Origin of the sequence: Spongiactinospora sp. 9N601 (genome assembly GCF_044326295.1) — a bacterium.
Taxonomy (GTDB): Bacteria; Actinomycetota; Actinomycetes; order Streptosporangiales; family Streptosporangiaceae; genus Spongiactinospora; species Spongiactinospora gelatinilytica.
Window position 1 is genome coordinate 123,121 of sequence record NZ_JBIRBB010000003.1, and the last position, 18,327, is coordinate 141,447.

Genomic DNA, 18,327 nt, shown 5'->3' on the forward strand with positions numbered 1-18,327 from the left:
CCCGGCGCCGGGGGCGATTCATGCGGCGCGACATGTGGTCCACATTCGAGGGCTCAGGTGAGCCTGGAAGGGGGAGTCATGACCGAGACGGTCAGCGGCGCGGCAACGCGTGGGGGCAGGCGAGGCCGCAAGGGGTTGAAGGTCAAGCGCGTCCACACCACCCCGGGGGTACACCCGTACGACGAGGTGACCTGGCAGCGCCGCGACGTCGTCATGACCAACTGGCGGGACGGATCGGTCAACTTCGAGCAGCGTGGCGTCGAGTTCCCCGACTCCTGGTCGGTGAACGCCGCCAACATCGTGACGACGAAGTACTTCCGCGGCGCGGTGGGCACCCCGCAGCGCGAGTGGAGCCTCAAGCAGCTCGTCGACCGGGTGGTCGGCGTCTACACCCGTACCGGCCTGGAGCACGGCTACTTCGCCTCCGACGAGGACGCCGAGATCTTCGACCACGAGCTGAAGTACGCCCTGATCCACCAGCTCTTCGCCTTCAACTCCCCGGTGTGGTTCAACGTCGGCACCGCCAGCCCCCAGCAGGTGTCGGCCTGCTTCATCTTGTCGGTGGACGACCAGATGGAGTCGATCCTGGAGTGGTACAAGGAAGAGGGTGTGATCTTCAAGGGGGGCTCCGGCTCCGGGGTCAACCTCTCCCGCATCCGCTCCAGCAAGGAGCTGCTGTCCAGTGGCGGCACGGCCAGCGGCCCGGTGTCGTTCATGCGCGGCGCCGACGCCTCCGCGGGCACCATCAAGTCGGGCGGCGCGACCCGGCGGGCGGCCAAGATGGTCGTGCTCGACGTGGACCACCCCGACATCGTGGAGTTCATCGAGACCAAGGCGCGCGAGGAGGACAAGGTCCGCGCGCTCCGCGACGCCGGGTTCGACATGGACCTCGGCGGCAAGGACATCGTCTCGGTCCAGTACCAGAACGCCAACAACTCCGTGCGCGTCTCCGACGAGTTCATGCACGCGGTGGAGAACGGCGAGGAGTTCGGCCTGCGCGCCCGGCTGTCCGGCGAGGTCATCGAGACCCTGGACGCGCGTGACCTGTTCCGCAAGATGGCCAAGGCCGCCTGGGAGTGCGCCGACCCCGGCATCCAGTACGACGACACGATCAACTCCTGGCACACCACCCCGGAGACCGGCCGGATCACCGCCAGCAACCCCTGCTCGGAGTACGTCCACCTGGACAACTCCTCGTGCAACCTGGCGAGCATCAACCTGCTGAAGTTCCTGGGCGACGACGGGTCCTTCGACGTCCAGCGGTTCGTGAAGCTGACCGAGCTGATCATCACCGCGATGGACATCTCGATCAGCTTCGCCGACTTCCCGACCGAGAAGATCGCCGAGACCACCCGCGCGTACCGGCAGCTCGGCATCGGCTACGCCAACCTCGGCGCGCTGCTCATGGCGACCGGGCACGCCTACGACTCCGACGGCGGGCGGGCCATCGCGGGCGCGATCACCAGCCTGATGACCGGCGTCTCCTACCGCCGCAGCGCCGAGCTCGCCGGGGTGGTCGGCCCCTACGACGGGTACGCCCGCAACGCCGAGGCGCACAAGCGGGTCATGCGCAAGCACGCCGCCGCCAACGACGACCTGCGCACGATCGGCGGCATGGACACGGGTATCCACCGCGAGGCCACCCGCCAGTGGTCGGAGTGCCTGAAGACCGGCGAGAAGAACGGCTACCGCAACGCGCAGGCGTCGCTGCTCGCGCCCACCGGGACCATCGGGCTGATGATGGACTGCGACACGACCGGCATCGAGCCGGACCTGGCGCTGGTGAAGCTGAAGAAGCTGGTCGGCGGCGGTTCGATGCAGATCGTCAACCAGACCGTGCCGCGCGCCCTGGTCCGGCTGGGCTACCAGCAGGAGCAGGTCGAGGCGATCATCGAGTACATCTCCGAGCACGGGCACGTGGTGGACGCACCGGGGCTGCGGCCGGAGCACTACGAGGTGTTCGACTGCGCGATGGGCGAGCGGGCGATCGCGCCGATGGGGCACGTCAGGATGATGGCCGCCACCCAGCCCTACCTGAGCGGGGCCATCTCCAAGACGGTCAACCTGCCCGAGTCCGCCACGGTGGAGGACATCGAGCAGGTCTACCGGGAGGGCTGGAAGCTCGGGCTGAAGGCCCTGGCCGTCTACCGGGACAACTGCAAGGTGGGGCAGCCGCTGTCGATCGCCAAGAAGGGCGGCGACAAGGCCGGCGAGGACAAGCCGGCCGAGCCGCCCGTCGTGGAGGTCGTGGAGATCACCAGGCCGACCCGGCGGCGGATGCCGAACCAGCGGCCCAGCACCACCACCCGGTTCACGGTGGGCGGCGCGAAGGGCTACATGACCGCCTCCTCCTACCCGGACGACGGCCTCGGCGAGGTCTTCCTGAAGATGTCCAAGCAGGGCTCGACGCTGGCGGGCGTGATGGACGCCTTCTCGGTGGCGATCTCGATCGGCCTCCAGTACGGCGTGCCGCTGGAGACGTACGTGAGCAAGTTCGTCAACATGCGGTTCGACCCGGCCGGGATGACCGACGACCCGGACGTCCGGATGGCCGCCTCGGTGATGGACTACATCTTCCGCAGGCTCGCCCTGGACCACCTGCCCTACGACGAGCGGGCCGCGCTCGGCATCTTCTCCGCCTCCGAGCGCGCCGCGCAGCAGCGCGGCGAGGACCCGGCGGCCCAGCACGAAGAGGTGATGGACGCCGAGGCGCTGGCCCAGTCGGCCCCGATCGAGCGCGCGCCCGCCCAGGACGCGCCTCGCCCGGACCCGGCCCCCCAGGAGGTGCGGGCACTGGAAAGTCACCAGGGCCGCACCGCCGACGCTCCTCTCTGCATGACCTGCGGGACCAAGATGCGCCCCGCCGGCAGTTGCTACGTCTGCGAGGGCTGCGGCTCCACCAGCGGCTGTAGCTGACAGCGGCTGTAGTGCGTTCGAGCGCCCGGCCTCATGGGAGGCCGGGCGCTCGGCGTGCTCAGGACGCCCGCGACGACGACGCCGGCCGGGTGAGGGCGAGGGTGGCCAGGGCGGCCAGTGCGGCGATGGCGGCGGCGGCGATCACGCCGGTGTTCATGGCCGTGGAGAGGCCCAGGGTGCCGGTGAGCGCGTTCATGGCGGCGACGCCGATGGCGGCGCCCGCGTAGCGGGCGGTGTTGCCCGCCCCCGCGCCCATGCTGGCCCGTTCGGCGGGCACGCTCTCGATGGACAGGTGTGTGACCGCGGCGTTGATCAGGCCGCTGCCCGCTCCGGCGGCGGCCAGGGTGAGCGCGATCCGCGGCCAGGAGGGCGCCGGGCCCGCCGCGCCGATCAGCGGCAGTGCTCCCGCGGCGGCGATCAGCAGCCCGGCCGCGAGCAGTACGGCCGGCCGTACGCGCAGCCGCCTCGCCTGGAGCGCGGTCAGGAAGGACATGCCCGACCACGCCGAGAGCAACAGCGCGGTGGTCAGCGCGGAGATGCCGTGCGCGAGTTGCAGCGCGGTCGGCAGGTAGCTCAGGAATCCGATCACCGCCACCCCGGTGACCAGGGTGCCGCCCGTGGAGACCAGGAACAGCGGGCGACGCCACAGCCCCGGGTCGAGGAGCGGCGCGCGGCGCGAGGGTGGACGGGGAGGTCAAAGGGCCGCCTTTCTAGGTTCGTTCATTGAACCGTCAGCACGCTAGCTGTACTGCGTGCGCCGCTACGGCGACTTCCTGACCCACCTGAAGATCCCGCGAGCCGTGCTGTCCCAGCGCCTCAGCGCACTGGTCGAGGCCGGAGTGCTGCGCAAGAGCCGCTATCGGGACTCGCCGCCGCGCCACGAGTACGTGGTGACCGAGATGGGGCAGGAACTGTGGCCGGTGGTGTTCGCGCTGGCCCGGTGGGGCGAACGGCACCTGTCGGCCGACCGCTGGCGGATCTTCCTCCACCAGCCGTGCGGTGTCCCGCTCGAACCCAACGCGGCCTGCTCAGGCTGCGGCGTCGTGCCGGCGCTCCGGGAGATCGAGATGCGCCCCGCGCCGGAGGCCGATCACACCCAGACCGACCCGGTCAGCATCGCCCTGCGCCGCCCCCGCCGGCTGCTGGAGCCGCTGGTCCCCTGAGCCGGTATCCCGAGCCGGTCCCCACTGTCAGCAGGATTAGAGTGGACATGTAATCATCCTATGAATCAAACGCCCGACGTTGGGGGTAAAGGATGATCCATGACCTGGATCCCGAAGAGACCGCCGAGTGGCTGGAGTCCATTGACGCCGTGATCCGGGAGGCGGGCCCCGACCGGGCGCGCTTCCTGGTCGCGCGGCTCGGACAGGCGGTCCCTGTGGGCCTGGGCGCGACGCCGTACATCAACACGGTTCCGACCGCGGCCGAGCCGGACTATCCAGGAGACCTGGACATGGAAGAGCGCATCGCCGCCTACGACCGGTGGAACGCGGCGGCGATGGTCACCCGGGGGAGCCGGCTCGGGCTCGGCGGGCACATGGCGACCTACGCCTCGGCGGCGTGGCTGTACGAGGTGGGGTTCAACCACTTCTTCAACGCCGACGACCAGGTGTACTTCCAGGGCCACGCCTCACCGGGCGTCTACGCCCGCGCCTTCCTTGAGGGCAGGCTCACCGAGCAGCGGCTGGACGCCTTCCGGCGCGAGACGATCGGCGGACTGCCCTCCTATCCGCACCCCCGGGCGATGCCCGACTTCTGGCAGTTCCCGACGGTGTCCATGGGGCTCGGCCCGATCAACGCGATCTACCAGGCCCGGTTCAACCGCTACCTGCGCGACCGCGGCATCAAGGACACCTCGGGCTCTCGGGTGTGGGCGTTCCTCGGCGACGGCGAGATGGACGAGCCGGAGGCGACCGCGGCGCTCACGCTGGCCGTCCGGGAAGGGCTCGGCAACCTCACCTTCGTGATCAACTGCAACCTCCAGCGGCTCGACGGGCCGGTGCGCGGCAACGGCCGGATCGTCCAGGAGCTTGAAGGCGTCTTCCGGGGCGCGGGCTGGCACGTGGTCAAGTCGCTGTGGGGCGGCGCGTGGGACCGGCTGTTCGACGCCCCGGGCGGCGATCTGCTGGCCCGGACGCTGGGCGAGGTGCCCGACGGGCAGTTCCAGACCTACTCCGCCAGCGACGGCGCCTACATCCGCGAGCACCTGTTCGCCGGGCCGCTGCGCGGGCCGGCCGAGCGGTTCGGCGACGACGAGCTGGCCGCGATCGTCGGCGGCTCCCGGGCCGGGCACGAGCCGCGCAAGGTGCACGCCGCCTACCGCGCGGCGCTGGACACCCCCGACGTGCCGACCGTGATCCTGGTGCAGACCGTCAAGGGCTGGACGCTCGGCACCGGCGTCGAGGCGCGCAACGCCAACCACCAGATGAAGAAGCTCAGCCAGGACGAGTTCCGGGCGATGCGCGACCGGCTCGGCCTGCCGGTGTCCGACGAGGCGCTCGCCGGCGACATGCCGCCGTACGCGCACCCCGGCCCCGGCTCTCCGGAGGCCGCCTACCTGGCCGAACTGCGCGCGGCCAGGGGCGGGTACGTACCCGCCCGCCAGGTACGCGCAGCGCCGCTGCCCGAGCCGGACGCCAGGCCGTTCGAGGCCGCCGCCAAACCCAGGGGCGGTGCCGGGATCGCCACCACGATGGCGTTCGTCCGCCTGGTCAAAGACCTGATGCGCGATCCGGTGAGCGGGCGCAGGTGGGTGCCGATCGTGCCGGACGAGGCGCGCACGTTCGGCATGGAGTCGCTGTTCCCGACGGCCGGGATCTACTCGCCGCGCGGGCAGCGCTACGACGCCGTCGATCGCGACCTGCTGCTGTCCTACAAGGAGGCGGCCGACGGGCAGATCCTGAACGAGGGGATCACCGAGGCGGGCTGCATGGCGTCGTTCACCGCGGCGGCGACGTCGTACGCCACCCACGGCGAGCCGATGATCCCGTTCTACATCTTCTACTCGATGTTCGGCTGGCAGCGCACCGGCGACCAGATGTGGGCGCTGGCCGACCAGATGGGCCGCGGGTTCCTGATCGGCGCGACCGCGGGCCGCACCACGATGACCGGCGAGGGCCTGCAGCACGCCGACGGGCACTCCCAGTTGCTCGCCTCGGCCAACCCGGCCTGCCTGGCCTACGACCCGGCGTTCGGGTACGAGGTGGCCGCGATCGTCCGCGACGGCCTGCGCAGGATGTACGGCGAGGCGCAGGAGGACGTCTTCTACTACCTCACCGTCTACAACGAGCCGATGCCGCAGCCGGCGATGCCGGACGGCGTGGAAGAGGGCATCGTCCGCGGCCTGTACCGCTACGCGGGCGACGGGCACGGCTCACTGCAACTGCTGGCCAGCGGCACCGCGGCGCACTGGGCGCTCGCCGCGCGCCGGATGCTGGCCGAGGACTGGGGGGTGGCGGCCGACATGTGGTCGGTCACCTCCTGGAGCGAGCTGCGCCGCGAGGCGATGGACTGCGACGCGGAAGCCCTCGGCGACCCGGGAGCGCGCCGGCGGGTGCCGTACGTGACCCAGGCACTCGGGCAGGCGGCCGGGCCGGTGATCGCGGTGAGCGACTGGATGCGTGCGGTTCCCGACCAGATCAGGGCATGGGTGCCGCAGGAGTGGACCTCGCTGGGCACCGACGGGTTCGGCCTGTCCGACACCCGTGAGGCCGTCCGCCGCCGCTTCCGGGTGGACCCGCCGTGGATCGTGGTGGCGGCACTGAGCGCGCTGGGCAAGCCCGACCTCGCCGAGCAGGCCATCGCGAGGTACGGCCTGGCCCCCGCTCGCGCGGAGGGTCAGCCGGCCGGCTTCTGACCGGTCACCGTGGCCAGGTGCGCCTGCGCCCACGGCACCGGCAGGAAGCCGCGCTTGACGGTGAGGAGCTGCACGCTGGCCGTCCACGACTGGATGCCGGGGATGCCGGCCAGCGTTCGGCTGGTGAACTCGTGCAGCTCCGCCGTGGTCGGCATGATCACCTCGATCAGCAGGGACGACTGGCCGAGCGTCGCGGAGATGTGGCGGACCCCGCGGTGCCCGGTCAGCACCCCGGCCACGGCGTCCAGCCGGGCGGGCTCGACCGACAGCCAGAACAGCACCTCGGCCTCGTACCCGAGCGCCGACGCCGGGATGAAGGTGGAGATCGTCGCGCAGCCGCGCTCGGTCATCACCTCGAAACGCCGCCGCACGGTGCTCTCGCTGACGCCCAGATGCTTGGCGACGGACTGGAAGCTGGCCCGGCCGTCGTCGCGCATCACGTCGAGGATGTCGCGATCGACGTCGTCGAGGTGGTGCGGGCCGCAGGAGTGCGCGATCGGCTCGGCGGCGAACGCGCCGGGGGCGAAGTCCAGGCCTTGCAGGCTCCAGTCGTAGGAGATCTTGTAGGTGTGCAGCACCAGGTCGGCCTGGCTGCGCATGGCCCCGGGGATGCGCTGCACCTCGTCCACCAGGATGGAGAAAAGGTCGCGGCTCTTCGGCGCGACCAGCTCGAAGACGATGTCGTGGCTGCCGGTCACCACCGCGACGAACCTTATCTCGGGGAACCGGGCGAGGCGGTCGGCCACCCGTAACTGGGTGCCGGGGGAGCAGGCCAGCCGTACCAGGAAGACGTCCACGGGGCCGCGGTGCTCGACGTGCGGCACGGCGGCGACCACCACCACGCCGTCCTGGATGAGCTGCTGGGCGCGGCGGGCGACCGTCGTGGTCGAGGTGCCGATGGCCTGGGCTATGTCGGTCCAGCTCGCCCTGCCGTTCAGGTGCAGGGCGGCCAGGATCTTCCGATCGAGGGTATCGAGTTCATTCATCGGGTGCATTTTGACGCTTTTATAACTTGGTTAGCGCCACTTTTTATGAAATAGCAGTCTTTGTCAGGAAATCACGGACAGTGGCCTCGAAGAGACCGGCCTCCTCCACCTGTGGCGAATGCCCCGAGTTCTCGAAGACGACCAGCTTCGCGCCCGGGATCAGCCCGGCGATCGTCTCGCTGCACGACACCGGCGTGATCCAGTCGTGGCGGCCAACGGTCACCAGCGTCGGCGCGGTGATGCGGGGAAGCAGGTGCTTGATGTCGTAGTTCGGCTGGTTCACCGCGAACGCGTGATTGTGCGTCCGGTACCGGTACGGCGTGGCGTCCACTCGCTCGCCGACCTTGGCGGGGTCGTAGTCGTGGTCGTACAGCGGCAGGATCTCCCGCCAGCAGTCCCGCAGGTCGTCATCGTCGCGCACGGTGCCCGACATGATCCGGTCCAGCTTGGCCCGGTCGATCGCGACGCGCGCCGAGGCGAGCGCGTTGGCCAGCGCCAGCTCCTGGTTGGAGTTGTCGGCGGCGGTGTCGCGCAGCACCAGGGCGCTCACCCGCTCCGGATGCGCGATCGCGTACTCCATCGCGATGAACCCGCCATAGGACCCGCCCGCCATCACGATCCGCTCGGCCCCGGCCCATTCGCGCAGCCCGTCCACATCCGCGACCCACTGCTCGTGCGTGTACGGCTCACGGCCCTCGCTCGCCCCCGACCCCCGGGCGTCGAACACGATCACCCGGTAGGCGTCGGCCAGCCTGCCGAAGGTGGCCCGGGGCTCGGCCAGCGATCCCAGCCCCGGCGCGCCGTGGTGGGCGATCAGTGTCGGCGCGCCGGGCCGCTCGCCGCCCAGCACCTCGACGTTCAGCTCGTTGCCGTTGATCAGGACGCGCATCGCGCGCTCCTTCCTCACCGCTCACCGCGGTGGTTGCGTGCGTCGTTGTAGGCCACCGAGACCAGCGTCGCCGCCACCACCAGCAGCAAGATGGCCAAGGAGGGGAAGAGCGTGGTCCACCACGCCGAGGCGAGCGACCCGGACAACTGCGCCTTGTGCAAGATCCCGCCCCAGGACCAGCTGCCCGGGTCACCGAGCCCGAGGAAGGACAACCCCGCCTCGGCCAGTACCGCCCGTGAGACGGTCAGCACCACCGACACCCCGACCACCGGCATCACGCCGGGCAGCAGATGGCTCCTGATGATCCGCCCCGCCGACGCGCCGAGCATCCGGGCCGCCGACACGTACGGCAGCGGCACGATCGCCAGCGCCTGCGAGCGCACCACCCGGGCCACCTCCGGCCAGCTGAACAGCGCGATCACCATGACCAGCGTGGTCACGCTCGGCCCGGCCAGCGCCGCCACCAGGATCATCAGCGGCAGCACCGGCAGCGACAGGGACAGGTCGATCAGTACGCCCAGCGGGGTGTCCAGCCGCCTGAAGTAGGCGGCCACCACGCCGAGCAGCAGCCCGATCAGGATGGCCAGCGCCGAGGCCGCCGCGCCGACCGTGATGCTCACCCTGGTGCCCCAGATGACCTGGGCGAAGACGTCCTGTCCCACGTCGTCGGTGCCGAACCAGTGCGCCGCGCTCGGCGGCAGGGAGATGTCCGTGCCGTACCCCTCGGGGAAGGGCGCGATGAGCGGCGCGCAGAGCGCGACCAGGGTCATCAGGACCAGCACGGCCACCGAGCCGATGCCGAGCGGGTTGCGCCGGAACCCCTCCCACGTCCTGCGCCGCGGCGTCGGTTCGCGGGTCTGCTTCTTCGTCTCGTCCGTCGCGGCCACCGCGGTCATGAGGTACGCACCCTGGGGTCGAGCAGGCCGTAGGCGACGTCGGTCACCAGGTTCGCCACCACCACGGCCGCGGCCAGCAGTACGAACGCGCCCTGGAGCACCGGGAAGTCCATCTGCCCGACGGCCTCGAAGATGGCCCGGCCGATGCCGGGGTAGGCGTAGATCGTCTCGGTCAGCACCGCGCCGCCGACCAGCGCGCCGAGCTGGAGTCCGGCGATGGTGGTGGTGGGCAGCAGCGCGTTGCGCACGGCGTGCTTCCACACCACCGCGCCCGGCGGTACGCCCTTGGCCCTGGCCAGCGCCACGTAGTCCTCGCCCATGGTCTCGATCAGCGTGGAGCGCATGGTCAGCACGTAACCGCCGAGCTGGATGAAGACCAGCGACAGGCACGGCAGCACCAGGTGGTGCAGCATGCTCAGGCTGGCCGCCACGCCGGTCGCGTCCGGGTCCAGGGCGCCGCCGATCGGGAACCAGCCGAGCAGCACGCCGAACACGTACAACAGGAACACCCCGATGCTCGGCACGAACAGCGACTGGGCGGTGATGCCGCCGACCTGGATGAGCCGGTCGACCCACCCGCGCGCCCTGGTGGCGGCGAGCACGCCGAGCGGGATGCCCACCACGATGGTCACCGCCATCGCCGACAGGGTCAGGATCAGCGTCCAGGGCAACCGCTCCATCAGCACCGTGGTGACCGGCAGCGACTGACGGAAGGACATGCCGAGATTGCCCTGGACGAGCTGCGCGAGGTAGCTGCCGTACTGCACCAGCAGCGGCCGGTCCAGGCCGAAGTCGGCGAGCAGCTTGGCGCGCAGCTCCGCGGTCATGTTGGGGTCGGCCACCGTGACCACCGGGTCACCGGGCAGCAGCCGTACCAGGAAGAAGGTCACGGTGACGGCGAACCACAGCGTGACCAGGCCGCGCAGCAGCCGCGTGCCGACGAACTTGAGCGTCACCGTGACCTCCCCGACCTCAGCCGGCCCGCTTGACCTGGGCCAGGGAGAGCGGGTTGAGGATGGACAGCAGCTCGCTGGGCATCGGCTTCCAGTTGGTCCACTCGGCCGAGTGCGCGATGTTGAAGGTCTCGACGTAGAGCACGTTGTCGTAGACCTGGTCGCGGATGATGCGGGCGGCCTCCTGGATCGGCGCCTTGGCCTCCTCCGGTGACAGGGCGCGCTGGCCCTTGTCGATGAGCTCGTCGAGCTTGGGGTCGGCGACCTGGGCGTAGTTGATGAAACCGCCGGACTTGAAGGCCAGCCCGAAGTTCGCCGGCGGGTTGTCCATGATCGCCCAGGAGCCGGCGTAGACGTCGAAGTCGTGCTTGAGCGACTTGTCGACGTAGGTGTTGCGCTCAAGCCCCTGGAGCTTGATCGTGATCCCGGCCTTCTTGGCGGAGTCGCGGACCATCGGCGCCCACTTGGCGATGTTGGGGTCGGCCTGGTCGTAGATCATCGACACGCTCAGGTTCTGCTGCCCCGCCTCGGCCAGCAGCGCCTTGGCCTTGGCCGGGTCGTACGGGTACTCCTTGATCGTGGGATCCACGTAGCCGGGCTGGGAGGGGGTCAGCACACTGCCGTTGGAGGACTTGGCGAAGCCCTGCATGGCGATCTTCCTGATCGCCTCGTAGTCCACCGAGTAGGCGAGGGCCTGCCGCACGCGCACGTCGTCGAGCGGCTTGCGCATGGTGTTGTACTGCAGGTGCGCCCAGCCCAGCGACGGGATCTGGGTCAGCTTGATCTTGGGGTCGCTCTTCAGCGTGGCGGCGGTGGCCGGCGGCAGCACGTTCCCGATCATGTCGATCTCGCCGTTGCGCAGCGCCAGGACCTCGGTGTTGACGTCGGGGAAGACGCGGAACACGACCTCCTTGACGCCCGGCTTGCCGCCGGGCGCGGGCCCGAAGGACTCCACCCGCTCCATCAGGTAGCGCTGGCCGCGTTCGACCTTGGTCAGCCGGTACGGCCCGGCGCTCACCCAGTTCTCGGCGTTGGCGAACTTCTGCACGCTCGGCGCCTTCTCGAAGACGTGCTTGGGCACGATCGGCATCCAGAAGCCGACGTTGTGCAGGAAGGTGCCGTCCGGGCGGCTCAGATGGAACTTCACCTCGGTCGGGGAGACCGCCTCGGCCCTGTCCAGGGCGGTGATCAGCCCGGCCACGACGCCGAACTTCTCCTTCTGCACCGCCCCGATGGTGAACACCACGTCATCGGCGGTGACCGGCTTGCCGTCGGACCACTTGAGGTCGTCGCGCAGCTTGACGGTGGCGGTCTTGCCCTTGTCGCCGTAGGACCACTCGGTGGCGAAGTAGGGGATCCGCTGGCCCGCCTCGTCCATCTGCATCAGGTGCGGGTACATCAGGTTGGTGACCCACGTGTCGGTACGGCTGTTGCCGACCAGCGGGTTGTAGTTGACCACGTCGGCGGTGGTGCCGATGGTGATCCGGCCGGCCCCGGCTCCGCCGCTGCCACCCGTCGCGCCGCCCGTCCCCGACGACGGGGTGCTCGGGGCGCAGGCCGCCACGGCGGTGGCGAGCGCGGCGGCTGCCGCCGCCAGTGCGATGCGTCTCATCAGTACCAGACCTCTTCCAGCACCCGCAGCACGTTGCCGCCGACGACCTTGGTGATCTCGTCGTCGGAGTAACCGTTGCGGACCAGCCACGCGATGATGTTCCAGAAACACTCGGCCGGGTTCTCCAGGCCGTCGACGTAGGGGACCTTCTCGTAGGAGGCGCTGCCGTGCGCCTGCTTGATCGACAGGTGCTCGGCGAAGGTGTCGTGCAGCCCGACGTGGTCGCCGAACAGCGTGTCGGGGCCGAACGCCACGTGGTCGATGCCGACCAGGTCCACGCAGTAGGTGAAGTGGTCCATGACCGACTCCAGTGAGTGGCGCGGGTGGCCGGGGGACAGCGTGGTGTGCGGGGCGGCCTCCAGGCCGATGACGCCGCCGCGCTCGGCGGCGGCCTTGATGACCTCGTCCGGCTTCATCCGGTTGGTGGGCCACACCGAGCGGGCCCCGGCGTGGGTGATCAGGATGGGCTTGTCCGAGTGCCTGATCGTGTCGAGCGAGGTCCGGTCGCCGGAGTGCGAGACGTCGATCGCGATGCCGAGCTTGTTCATCCGGCGCACGGCCTTCTCGCCGAAGATGGTCAGGCCGCCGTCGTTGCGCTCGCGCAGGCCGCTGCCCAGCGTGTTGGCCTCGCTGTAGGCGATGCCCATCTGCCGTACGCCGAAGCCGTACAGCATGTCGATCCGGTCCACCTCGTTCTCGATCATGGTCGCCGCCTCAAGGGCGAGGACCAGGCCGATCCGGCCGGTCTCGTGCGCCGTGCGGATATCGCCCAGGCGCTCGACCTTGATCACGTAGTCCTGGTGGGCCAGGTCGGACAGCCGCATGCCGATGTCGGCCACGACGTCGGTCCACTTCCAGCCGGCCTGGCTGGTGATGCAGCAGGTGCCGTCCATCAGGTTGTCGAAAACGGCGGTCATGCCGGACCGCGCCAGGCCCGCGTAGCCGGTGTGGTGCCGCGCGGTGCGGTTGTACTCGACGGTCTGTGCGATGTCGGTGGGGAAGACCGAGGGGTGGTCGTGCAGGGAGACCACGACGTTGTCGGTCAGCAGGCGGCGCACCCGGTCCTTCTGCTCGCCGGAGAGGGGCACCCCCTCGTAGGCGGGCACCCGGCCGAGTTCGGGGGCGAGGTCGAACACCCGGTAGTCGGAGCCGGGCTCCAGGTAGTCGTAGGACCGGTAGCCGGTGTACCGCTTGGCGGGCTCTAGCACGCGCGATGTCCCCTCTCTGTGGAGCGGATCGCCACGACCCGCAAAAATCACTCATACATGCCAATAATCGGCGAAGTATGGCGAAAGCTTGCCTGAATTCGGCGTGAGGGTCAACCATCGGGCATGTATCAGCGATCAATCGCCGCTCCGGCGCGATCTTCGGTAACGAGCCGGGCAAGCAAAAGCCCGGAGCGGCGGGAGCCGTCCGGGCGCTGTGCTGCGGGTCGTGGCGGGGTCAGGCCGCTGGGGTGGGGCCGCCTTCGCGCGGGAAGGGGATGACGTTGCGGCCGGTCCAGGCGCGCAGGTCCACGACCGCCGGATCGGGGGCGGCCGTCGCCGGACGGCGGCGCGCCGAGCGGATGTCACGGATCTTGTGGCGCGCGGCGTGCGGCGCCACCGCTACGAGCTTCCTCATCTCAAGCCCCCGTCGTGATGATTTCGTTACCAGAAGACAACTACAGTCCAGCCCGTAAGACCGCGGTAAAGAAGCGGCTCGTGGGGCCGATGTGACCCTTGTGTCAGTAGGGAAGCCTGCGGCCGGACGGCGAGCGCAGGTCGAGCCCGTTCGTGGCGGCGGGGCGCCGCGCCCTGTGCGGCTTGGTGATCGTGATGCGTCGCATGATCTGCCTCCTTCCACCGGCTCGGCTGCCGGACATACCGACCTTCCACCAAAGAGGTTGACGAACGGTTGCAAGGGGCCTGCCCGGCCGACCTGACGGGGACGGCGGCCGGGCCGCAACGGATCGATCCCTTGCGCGCTACGCCCGCCCGCCGCGCGGCCGGTACGCGCCCGCGGGCACGCGCAGCGTCACGCCGATGCGGTTCCAGGCGTTGATCGTGGCGATCGCCATCACCAGCGCGGCCAGCACCGGCGGCTCGTAGTGCTTGGCCGCCTCGTCCCACACGTGGTCCGGCACCGCCTCGGCCCGGTCGGCCAGCCGGGTCGCCTCCTCGGTCAGCGCCAGCGCGGCCCGCTCGGCGTCGGTGTAGTACGAGGTCTCCCGCCAGGCCGCCACACTGAAGATCCGCTCCAGGCTCTCACCCGCCTCCTTCATGTCGTTGGCGTGCATGTCCACGCAGAGCCCGCAGGAGTTGATCTGGCTGGCCCGCAGTTTCACCAGCTCATAGGTGGACTTCGGCAGGCCGCTCGACCGCATGAACTTCTCCAGGCCGAGCATCGCCTCATACGCCGCGGGCGCGACCTCCGGCATGCTCAGACGCTGACTCATGGCTTCTCCTCATGTCCGACGACGGTCTTCCGTCGACTTTGACCGGACGGCGCCCGCGAACGTGACACCGCCACCGAACTTCCGCGCCGTTCCCGACGTCCAACTTCGTGTCGGCCGCGGCGGGCGGACCTCGAAGAGGTGGAATGGGAGGCGCACTTCCAGGGGATCACTTACACGCACGTTTTTGCCTGCGTTCGAACGAGAACTTTGCCGCCGGATTCGACGTCCAACACCCCAGCTACGAGTGCAGGGGGCAGGAATGGCGCAGTCGCTGAGCGATGGTGACCCGCATCGGCTGGGCGAGTACTGGCTTTCTGGCCGCCTGGGCGCGGGCGGACAGGGGGTCGTGTACGAGGCGTACGCGACCGACGGGCGGCGCGTGGCGATCAAGGTGCTGCGCGGCGACCCGGACGGCCGGCGCGGGCTGCGCGACCGGCTGGCCAGGGAGGCCGCATCCGCCCAGCGGGTCGCCTCGTTCTGCACCGCCCAGGTGCTGGACGCCGACCTGGACGGCAGGCGGCCCTACATCGTCTCCGAATACGTGGCGGGGCCGAGCCTGCGCCAGGCCGTGGCGGCCGGCCGTACCTTCACCGGAGGCGACCTGCACCGGCTGGCCACCGCGATCGCGACCGCGCTGACCGCGATCCACGAGGCCGGGGTGATCCACCGCGACCTGAAGCCGGACAACGTGCTGCTCGGCCCGGACGGCCCGCGCGTCATCGACTTCGGCGTGGCCCGGACCCCCGAGATGTCGCTCACCTCGACCGGGCTGGTCGCGGGCACCCCCACCTACATGGCCCCGGAGATCTTCATGGGCCAGCGGGCGGACACCGCGACCGACGTGTTCGCCTGGGGCGGGATAATGGTGTTCGCCGCGACCGGCGAGGACCCGTTCCGCGGCGAGAGCCTGGGCGCGGTGATGCACCGGGTCCTTTCCACCGACCCCGATCTCGGCAGGCTGCCGCTGGAACTGCGCGATCTGGTCGGAGCGGCGCTCGCCAAGGACCCCGCCGAGCGCCCGGCGGCAAAGGCGCTGCTGCACGCCCTGATCAGCGGGGACAGCGGGCCGGACGTCTCGCGGCTGCTCGCCGAGGGCAGTTCGGAGGCGCGCGGGGTGCGGACCCCGACCGGCGACCCGGCGCTCGGCGACCCCGCGCTCGGCACCCTGGCCGAGCAGGCGTACGAGATGCTGGACCCGGCCGAGCAGGCGGCGGTCCCCGAGGTCTTCCTGCGCCTGGTCACGATGACCGGCGACGGACGGCTCGCGCTGCGCGCCGCGTCGGTGCCCGAACTCACCGACGGGCGGCCCGAGGCCGAACGGGTGCTGGCCGTCTTCTCCTACCTGGTGACCGTGAGCGGCGAGGAGGTCACGCTGGCCAGGCCCGCCCTGGTACACGCCTGGCCGCGGCTGCGCGCCTGGGTGGCCGCCAACCGCGACGGCTTCGCCGTCCACGACGCGATCGCCGAGGGGGCCAGGCGCTGGCGGGCCCGCGGCAGGAAGGACGCCGACCTGCTCGCCGGTGGCGACCTGGCCGAGGCCCTGCACTGGGCGGCCACCCAGCGCTGCAACATCACGCTCACCCCCGCCGAACGCGACTTCCTGGAGGCCGCCGACGCACTGGCCCGCCGCCGGGTGCGCAGGGGCCGGGCGCTGACCGCCACGATGGCCACGCTGCTGGCCCTCGCGCTGGTGGCCGGGGCCTTCGCGGTACGCCAGAGCGCCGTGGCCGACGCCCGGCGGGTCGAGGCCGAGGCCCGCAGGATCGCGGGCATGGCCGAGGCGCTGCGGACCACCGACCCCGCCCGCGCCATGCTGCTCGGCGTCGCGGCCTGGAAGCTGGCCCCGCTGCCGGAGACCAGGGAGGCCCTGACCGCGTCCATCGCCCGGCCGGAGGTGGGCGTGTTCCGCGACCCCGCGGCCTCGGCGGCGCGCGCGCTCAGCTCCGACGGCCGCACGCTGGTCAGCGTGAGCGGAGGCGAGGTACGGATCTGGGACGTGCGCACCGGCAGGCGTACGGGCAGCTTCCCGATCGGGGAGTCCGCGCCGGTCAAGAGCGTGGCGCTGAGCCCCAACGGCAGGGAGCTGGCCGTCACCGCGGGCGGGCGCATCCGGCTGTGGGACCTCGGCACCGGCGAGGCGCGCCCCTGGATCCACCGGCTTCCCCCCGACTACCAGGACTACGACTTCTCCATCGGCTACGACCAGGCGTCGGACCTGCTCGCGGTGAGCGTCGGCCAGGGCGTCACCCTGTGGAACACGCGTACCGGCCACAGCATCCCCGTCCCCGACTGCTGCGGCCCGTCCACCATGCCCGACGCGAGCGCGGTGCTGATCCCCAGCCTGGACGGCGGCGTCAGCCGGATCGCCCCGCCGGGCGGCGAGCGGCGGGCGCTGCTGCCGCGCTGCCCCGGCTGCGGCCACAAGATCGCGGTCAGTGCGGACGGCCGGTCGATGGCCTCCGGCCTGGACACCATCATCAGCCTGCACGACCCGAAGACGGGGGAGGAACAGGGCGAGTCACTCGACCGATGGAACGGCGGCGACCTGCGGTTCAGCCATGACGGCCGGCTGCTCGCCTCGATCACCGCGGGCGGGCTCCAGATCTACCGGCTGCGCGACCGCAGTCTGGCGCTGGACCACGAGATCCCGGTCCGGGCCATGGTGCCCGAGGCCGGGCTGCCGCCGAAGGTCGCCTTCGACACCGACGGCCGCACCCTGCGCTACCTCGACGGCGACACGGTGGCCGGCCTCGATCTCCAGGGCGTGACCGGGGGCGAGGAGCGCTGGCAGGCGCTCAGCCCGGACGGGCGGCTCGTCGCCGGGCGCGACGACGCCACCGGCGAGGTACGGCTGCGCGACCTCACCCGTCCCGGCGCCCCGGACCGCGTGCTGGCCGTCGATCCCGACAAGGGCGAGAACCCCCGCTTCCGTGTCACGTTCAGCCGGGACGGCCGGCTCGTCGCGGCCAGCGGGCACACCGGCCGCGGCAAGATCGGGGTGTGGGACACCGCGACCGGTGGCGAACGGGCCACCCTCACCAAGATGCCGGTGGAGTACCAGGAGTGGCTGGTCTTCAGTCCCGACGGCCGGCGGCTGGCCTCGCTCGGCCAGCGGACAGTCGCGCCCTCGCTCCGCGTGGTCCTGTGGGAGCTGCCGGGCGGCGGGGTCTGCTGGAACTTCGACACCGAGCGGGTCAGCGCGCTGTCGTTCACCCCGGACGGCCGGTCCGTCGCGATGACCGGAGAGGACGGGGTCCGGCTGCTGGACGCGACGACCGGGCGGCAGGGCGTGCCGATGACCGCGAAGGGCGGGGCCGCGGCCCCGGACTTCGCCTCGGACGGCACCGCGTTCGCCGCCGACGACCCGCTGGCCGTGTGGCGGCCGGGCGCGGCGGAGTTCCTGGACCTGCCGTTACGCGGCACCGGGCGCGGCGTCACCAACCTCGCGTTCTCCGCGGCCTTCTCCACCGACCCGCCGCCGGAGGGCGGGCTGGCCGCCACCGCGGACTCCTCCGGCGATATCACGCTGTGGGACGCCACCAGCGGCCGGGCGCTGGGCCGCCCGGTCGTCGGCCAGGCGGCCGGGATCGCCGCCCTGGCGCTCTCCCCGGACGGCAGGTGGCTGTCCACGCTCGACGGCGACGGCCGGCTCTCCCGGGTCAGGACCGACCCGGAGTGGCTGGCGGCGGCGGCGTGCCGCCGGGCGGGCCGTACGCTGACCGAGAAGGAGTGGCAGACCGCCCTGCCCGACCTGCCTTACCAGGACGTCTGCCGCGCGTAGC

General features: G+C 71.0%; 13 protein-coding genes. 4 read left to right on the forward strand and 9 right to left on the reverse strand.

Annotated features, from left to right (window positions below; all coding sequences use genetic code 11):
• Nucleotides 1-78 precede the first annotated feature (78 nt).
• Nucleotides 79-2,916 carry a vitamin B12-dependent ribonucleotide reductase gene (locus ACH34R_RS07580; RefSeq protein ID WP_397560565.1) on the forward strand — a complete coding sequence of 946 codons (2,838 nt, stop codon included), beginning with the start codon at nucleotides 79-81 and terminating at the stop codon, nucleotides 2,914-2,916.
• Between the two features lie 58 nt (nucleotides 2,917-2,974).
• Here the strand turns inward: ACH34R_RS07580 and ACH34R_RS07585 are convergent, their stop codons facing one another.
• A complete protein-coding gene (locus tag ACH34R_RS07585; protein ID WP_397561022.1) occupies nucleotides 2,975-3,565 on the reverse strand; it encodes an MFS transporter in 591 nt (196 codons plus the stop codon).
• 103 nt (nucleotides 3,566-3,668) lie between these two features.
• Here ACH34R_RS07585 and ACH34R_RS07590 point away from each other — a divergent pair, with 103 nt between their 5' ends.
• Nucleotides 3,669-4,079 carry a winged helix-turn-helix transcriptional regulator gene (locus tag ACH34R_RS07590; protein WP_397560566.1) on the forward strand — a complete coding sequence of 137 codons (411 nt, stop codon included), beginning with the start codon at nucleotides 3,669-3,671 and terminating at the stop codon, nucleotides 4,077-4,079.
• Nucleotides 4,080-4,171: 92 nt separating this feature from the next.
• A complete protein-coding gene (gene aceE, locus ACH34R_RS07595) occupies nucleotides 4,172-6,772 on the forward strand; it encodes a pyruvate dehydrogenase (acetyl-transferring), homodimeric type (protein ID WP_397560567.1) in 2,601 nt (866 codons plus the stop codon).
• Here the strand turns inward: aceE and ACH34R_RS07600 are convergent.
• The 8 genes from ACH34R_RS07600 to ACH34R_RS07635 all read right to left on the reverse strand — a co-directional run bounded on the left by ACH34R_RS07600 (nucleotide 6,754) and on the right by ACH34R_RS07635 (nucleotide 14,545).
• Nucleotides 6,754-7,758, reverse strand: a complete 1,005-nt coding sequence (locus ACH34R_RS07600) for an Lrp/AsnC family transcriptional regulator (protein ID WP_397560568.1) — start codon at nucleotides 7,756-7,758, stop codon at nucleotides 6,754-6,756. The two genes, aceE and ACH34R_RS07600, sit on opposite strands and share 19 nt — an antisense overlap.
• Before the next feature lie 43 nt (nucleotides 7,759-7,801).
• Nucleotides 7,802-8,647: an alpha/beta fold hydrolase gene (locus ACH34R_RS07605; RefSeq protein WP_397560569.1), complete on the reverse strand. Its 846-nt coding sequence runs from the start codon at nucleotides 8,645-8,647 to the stop codon at nucleotides 7,802-7,804.
• 14 nt (nucleotides 8,648-8,661) lie between these two features.
• Nucleotides 8,662-9,543, reverse strand: a complete 882-nt coding sequence (locus ACH34R_RS07610) for an ABC transporter permease (RefSeq protein ID WP_397560570.1) — start codon at nucleotides 9,541-9,543, stop codon at nucleotides 8,662-8,664.
• Nucleotides 9,540-10,499 (reverse strand): ABC transporter permease, encoded by a 960-nt coding sequence (locus ACH34R_RS07615; RefSeq protein ID WP_397560571.1) that lies wholly within the window; start codon nucleotides 10,497-10,499, stop codon nucleotides 9,540-9,542. Before ACH34R_RS07615 ends, ACH34R_RS07610 begins: the two co-directional genes overlap by 4 nt.
• Nucleotides 10,500-10,515: 16 nt before the next feature.
• Nucleotides 10,516-12,108 (reverse strand): ABC transporter substrate-binding protein, encoded by a 1,593-nt coding sequence (locus tag ACH34R_RS07620; RefSeq protein WP_397560572.1) that lies wholly within the window; start codon nucleotides 12,106-12,108, stop codon nucleotides 10,516-10,518.
• Nucleotides 12,108-13,316, reverse strand: coding sequence for a dipeptidase (locus ACH34R_RS07625; protein ID WP_397560573.1), 1,209 nt, complete (start codon nucleotides 13,314-13,316; stop codon nucleotides 12,108-12,110). Before ACH34R_RS07625 ends, ACH34R_RS07620 begins: the two co-directional genes overlap by 1 nt.
• Before the next feature lie 235 nt (nucleotides 13,317-13,551).
• Nucleotides 13,552-13,731: a hypothetical protein gene (locus ACH34R_RS07630; protein ID WP_397560574.1), complete on the reverse strand. Its 180-nt coding sequence runs from the start codon at nucleotides 13,729-13,731 to the stop codon at nucleotides 13,552-13,554.
• Between the two features lie 343 nt (nucleotides 13,732-14,074).
• Nucleotides 14,075-14,545 (reverse strand): carboxymuconolactone decarboxylase family protein, encoded by a 471-nt coding sequence (locus tag ACH34R_RS07635; RefSeq protein ID WP_397560575.1) that lies wholly within the window; start codon nucleotides 14,543-14,545, stop codon nucleotides 14,075-14,077.
• Between the two features lie 259 nt (nucleotides 14,546-14,804).
• On the opposite strand from ACH34R_RS07635, the gene ACH34R_RS07640 reads away from it, so the two are divergent.
• Nucleotides 14,805-18,326 (forward strand): protein kinase, encoded by a 3,522-nt coding sequence (locus ACH34R_RS07640; protein ID WP_397560576.1) that lies wholly within the window; start codon nucleotides 14,805-14,807, stop codon nucleotides 18,324-18,326.
• Nucleotide 18,327: the final 1 nt, after the last annotated feature.

What these genes read in the sequence shown, in the direction of transcription:
- ACH34R_RS07580 (WP_397560565.1), top strand. Translation starts at nt 79, where the DNA reads ATGACCGAGACGGTCAGCGGCGCGGCAACGCGTGGGGGCAGGCGAGGC.
- aceE (WP_397560567.1), top strand. Translation starts at nt 4,172, where the DNA reads ATGATCCATGACCTGGATCCCGAAGAGACCGCCGAGTGGCTGGAGTCC.
- ACH34R_RS07600 (WP_397560568.1), bottom strand. Translation starts at nt 7,758, where the DNA reads ATGAATGAACTCGATACCCTCGATCGGAAGATCCTGGCCGCCCTGCAC.
- ACH34R_RS07605 (WP_397560569.1), bottom strand. Translation starts at nt 8,647, where the DNA reads ATGCGCGTCCTGATCAACGGCAACGAGCTGAACGTCGAGGTGCTGGGC.
- ACH34R_RS07610 (WP_397560570.1), bottom strand. Translation starts at nt 9,543, where the DNA reads ATGACCGCGGTGGCCGCGACGGACGAGACGAAGAAGCAGACCCGCGAA.
- ACH34R_RS07620 (WP_397560572.1), bottom strand. Translation starts at nt 12,108, where the DNA reads ATGAGACGCATCGCACTGGCGGCGGCAGCCGCCGCGCTCGCCACCGCC.
- ACH34R_RS07630 (WP_397560574.1), bottom strand. Translation starts at nt 13,731, where the DNA reads ATGAGGAAGCTCGTAGCGGTGGCGCCGCACGCCGCGCGCCACAAGATC.
- ACH34R_RS07635 (WP_397560575.1), bottom strand. Translation starts at nt 14,545, where the DNA reads ATGAGTCAGCGTCTGAGCATGCCGGAGGTCGCGCCCGCGGCGTATGAG.
- ACH34R_RS07640 (WP_397560576.1), top strand. Translation starts at nt 14,805, where the DNA reads ATGGCGCAGTCGCTGAGCGATGGTGACCCGCATCGGCTGGGCGAGTAC.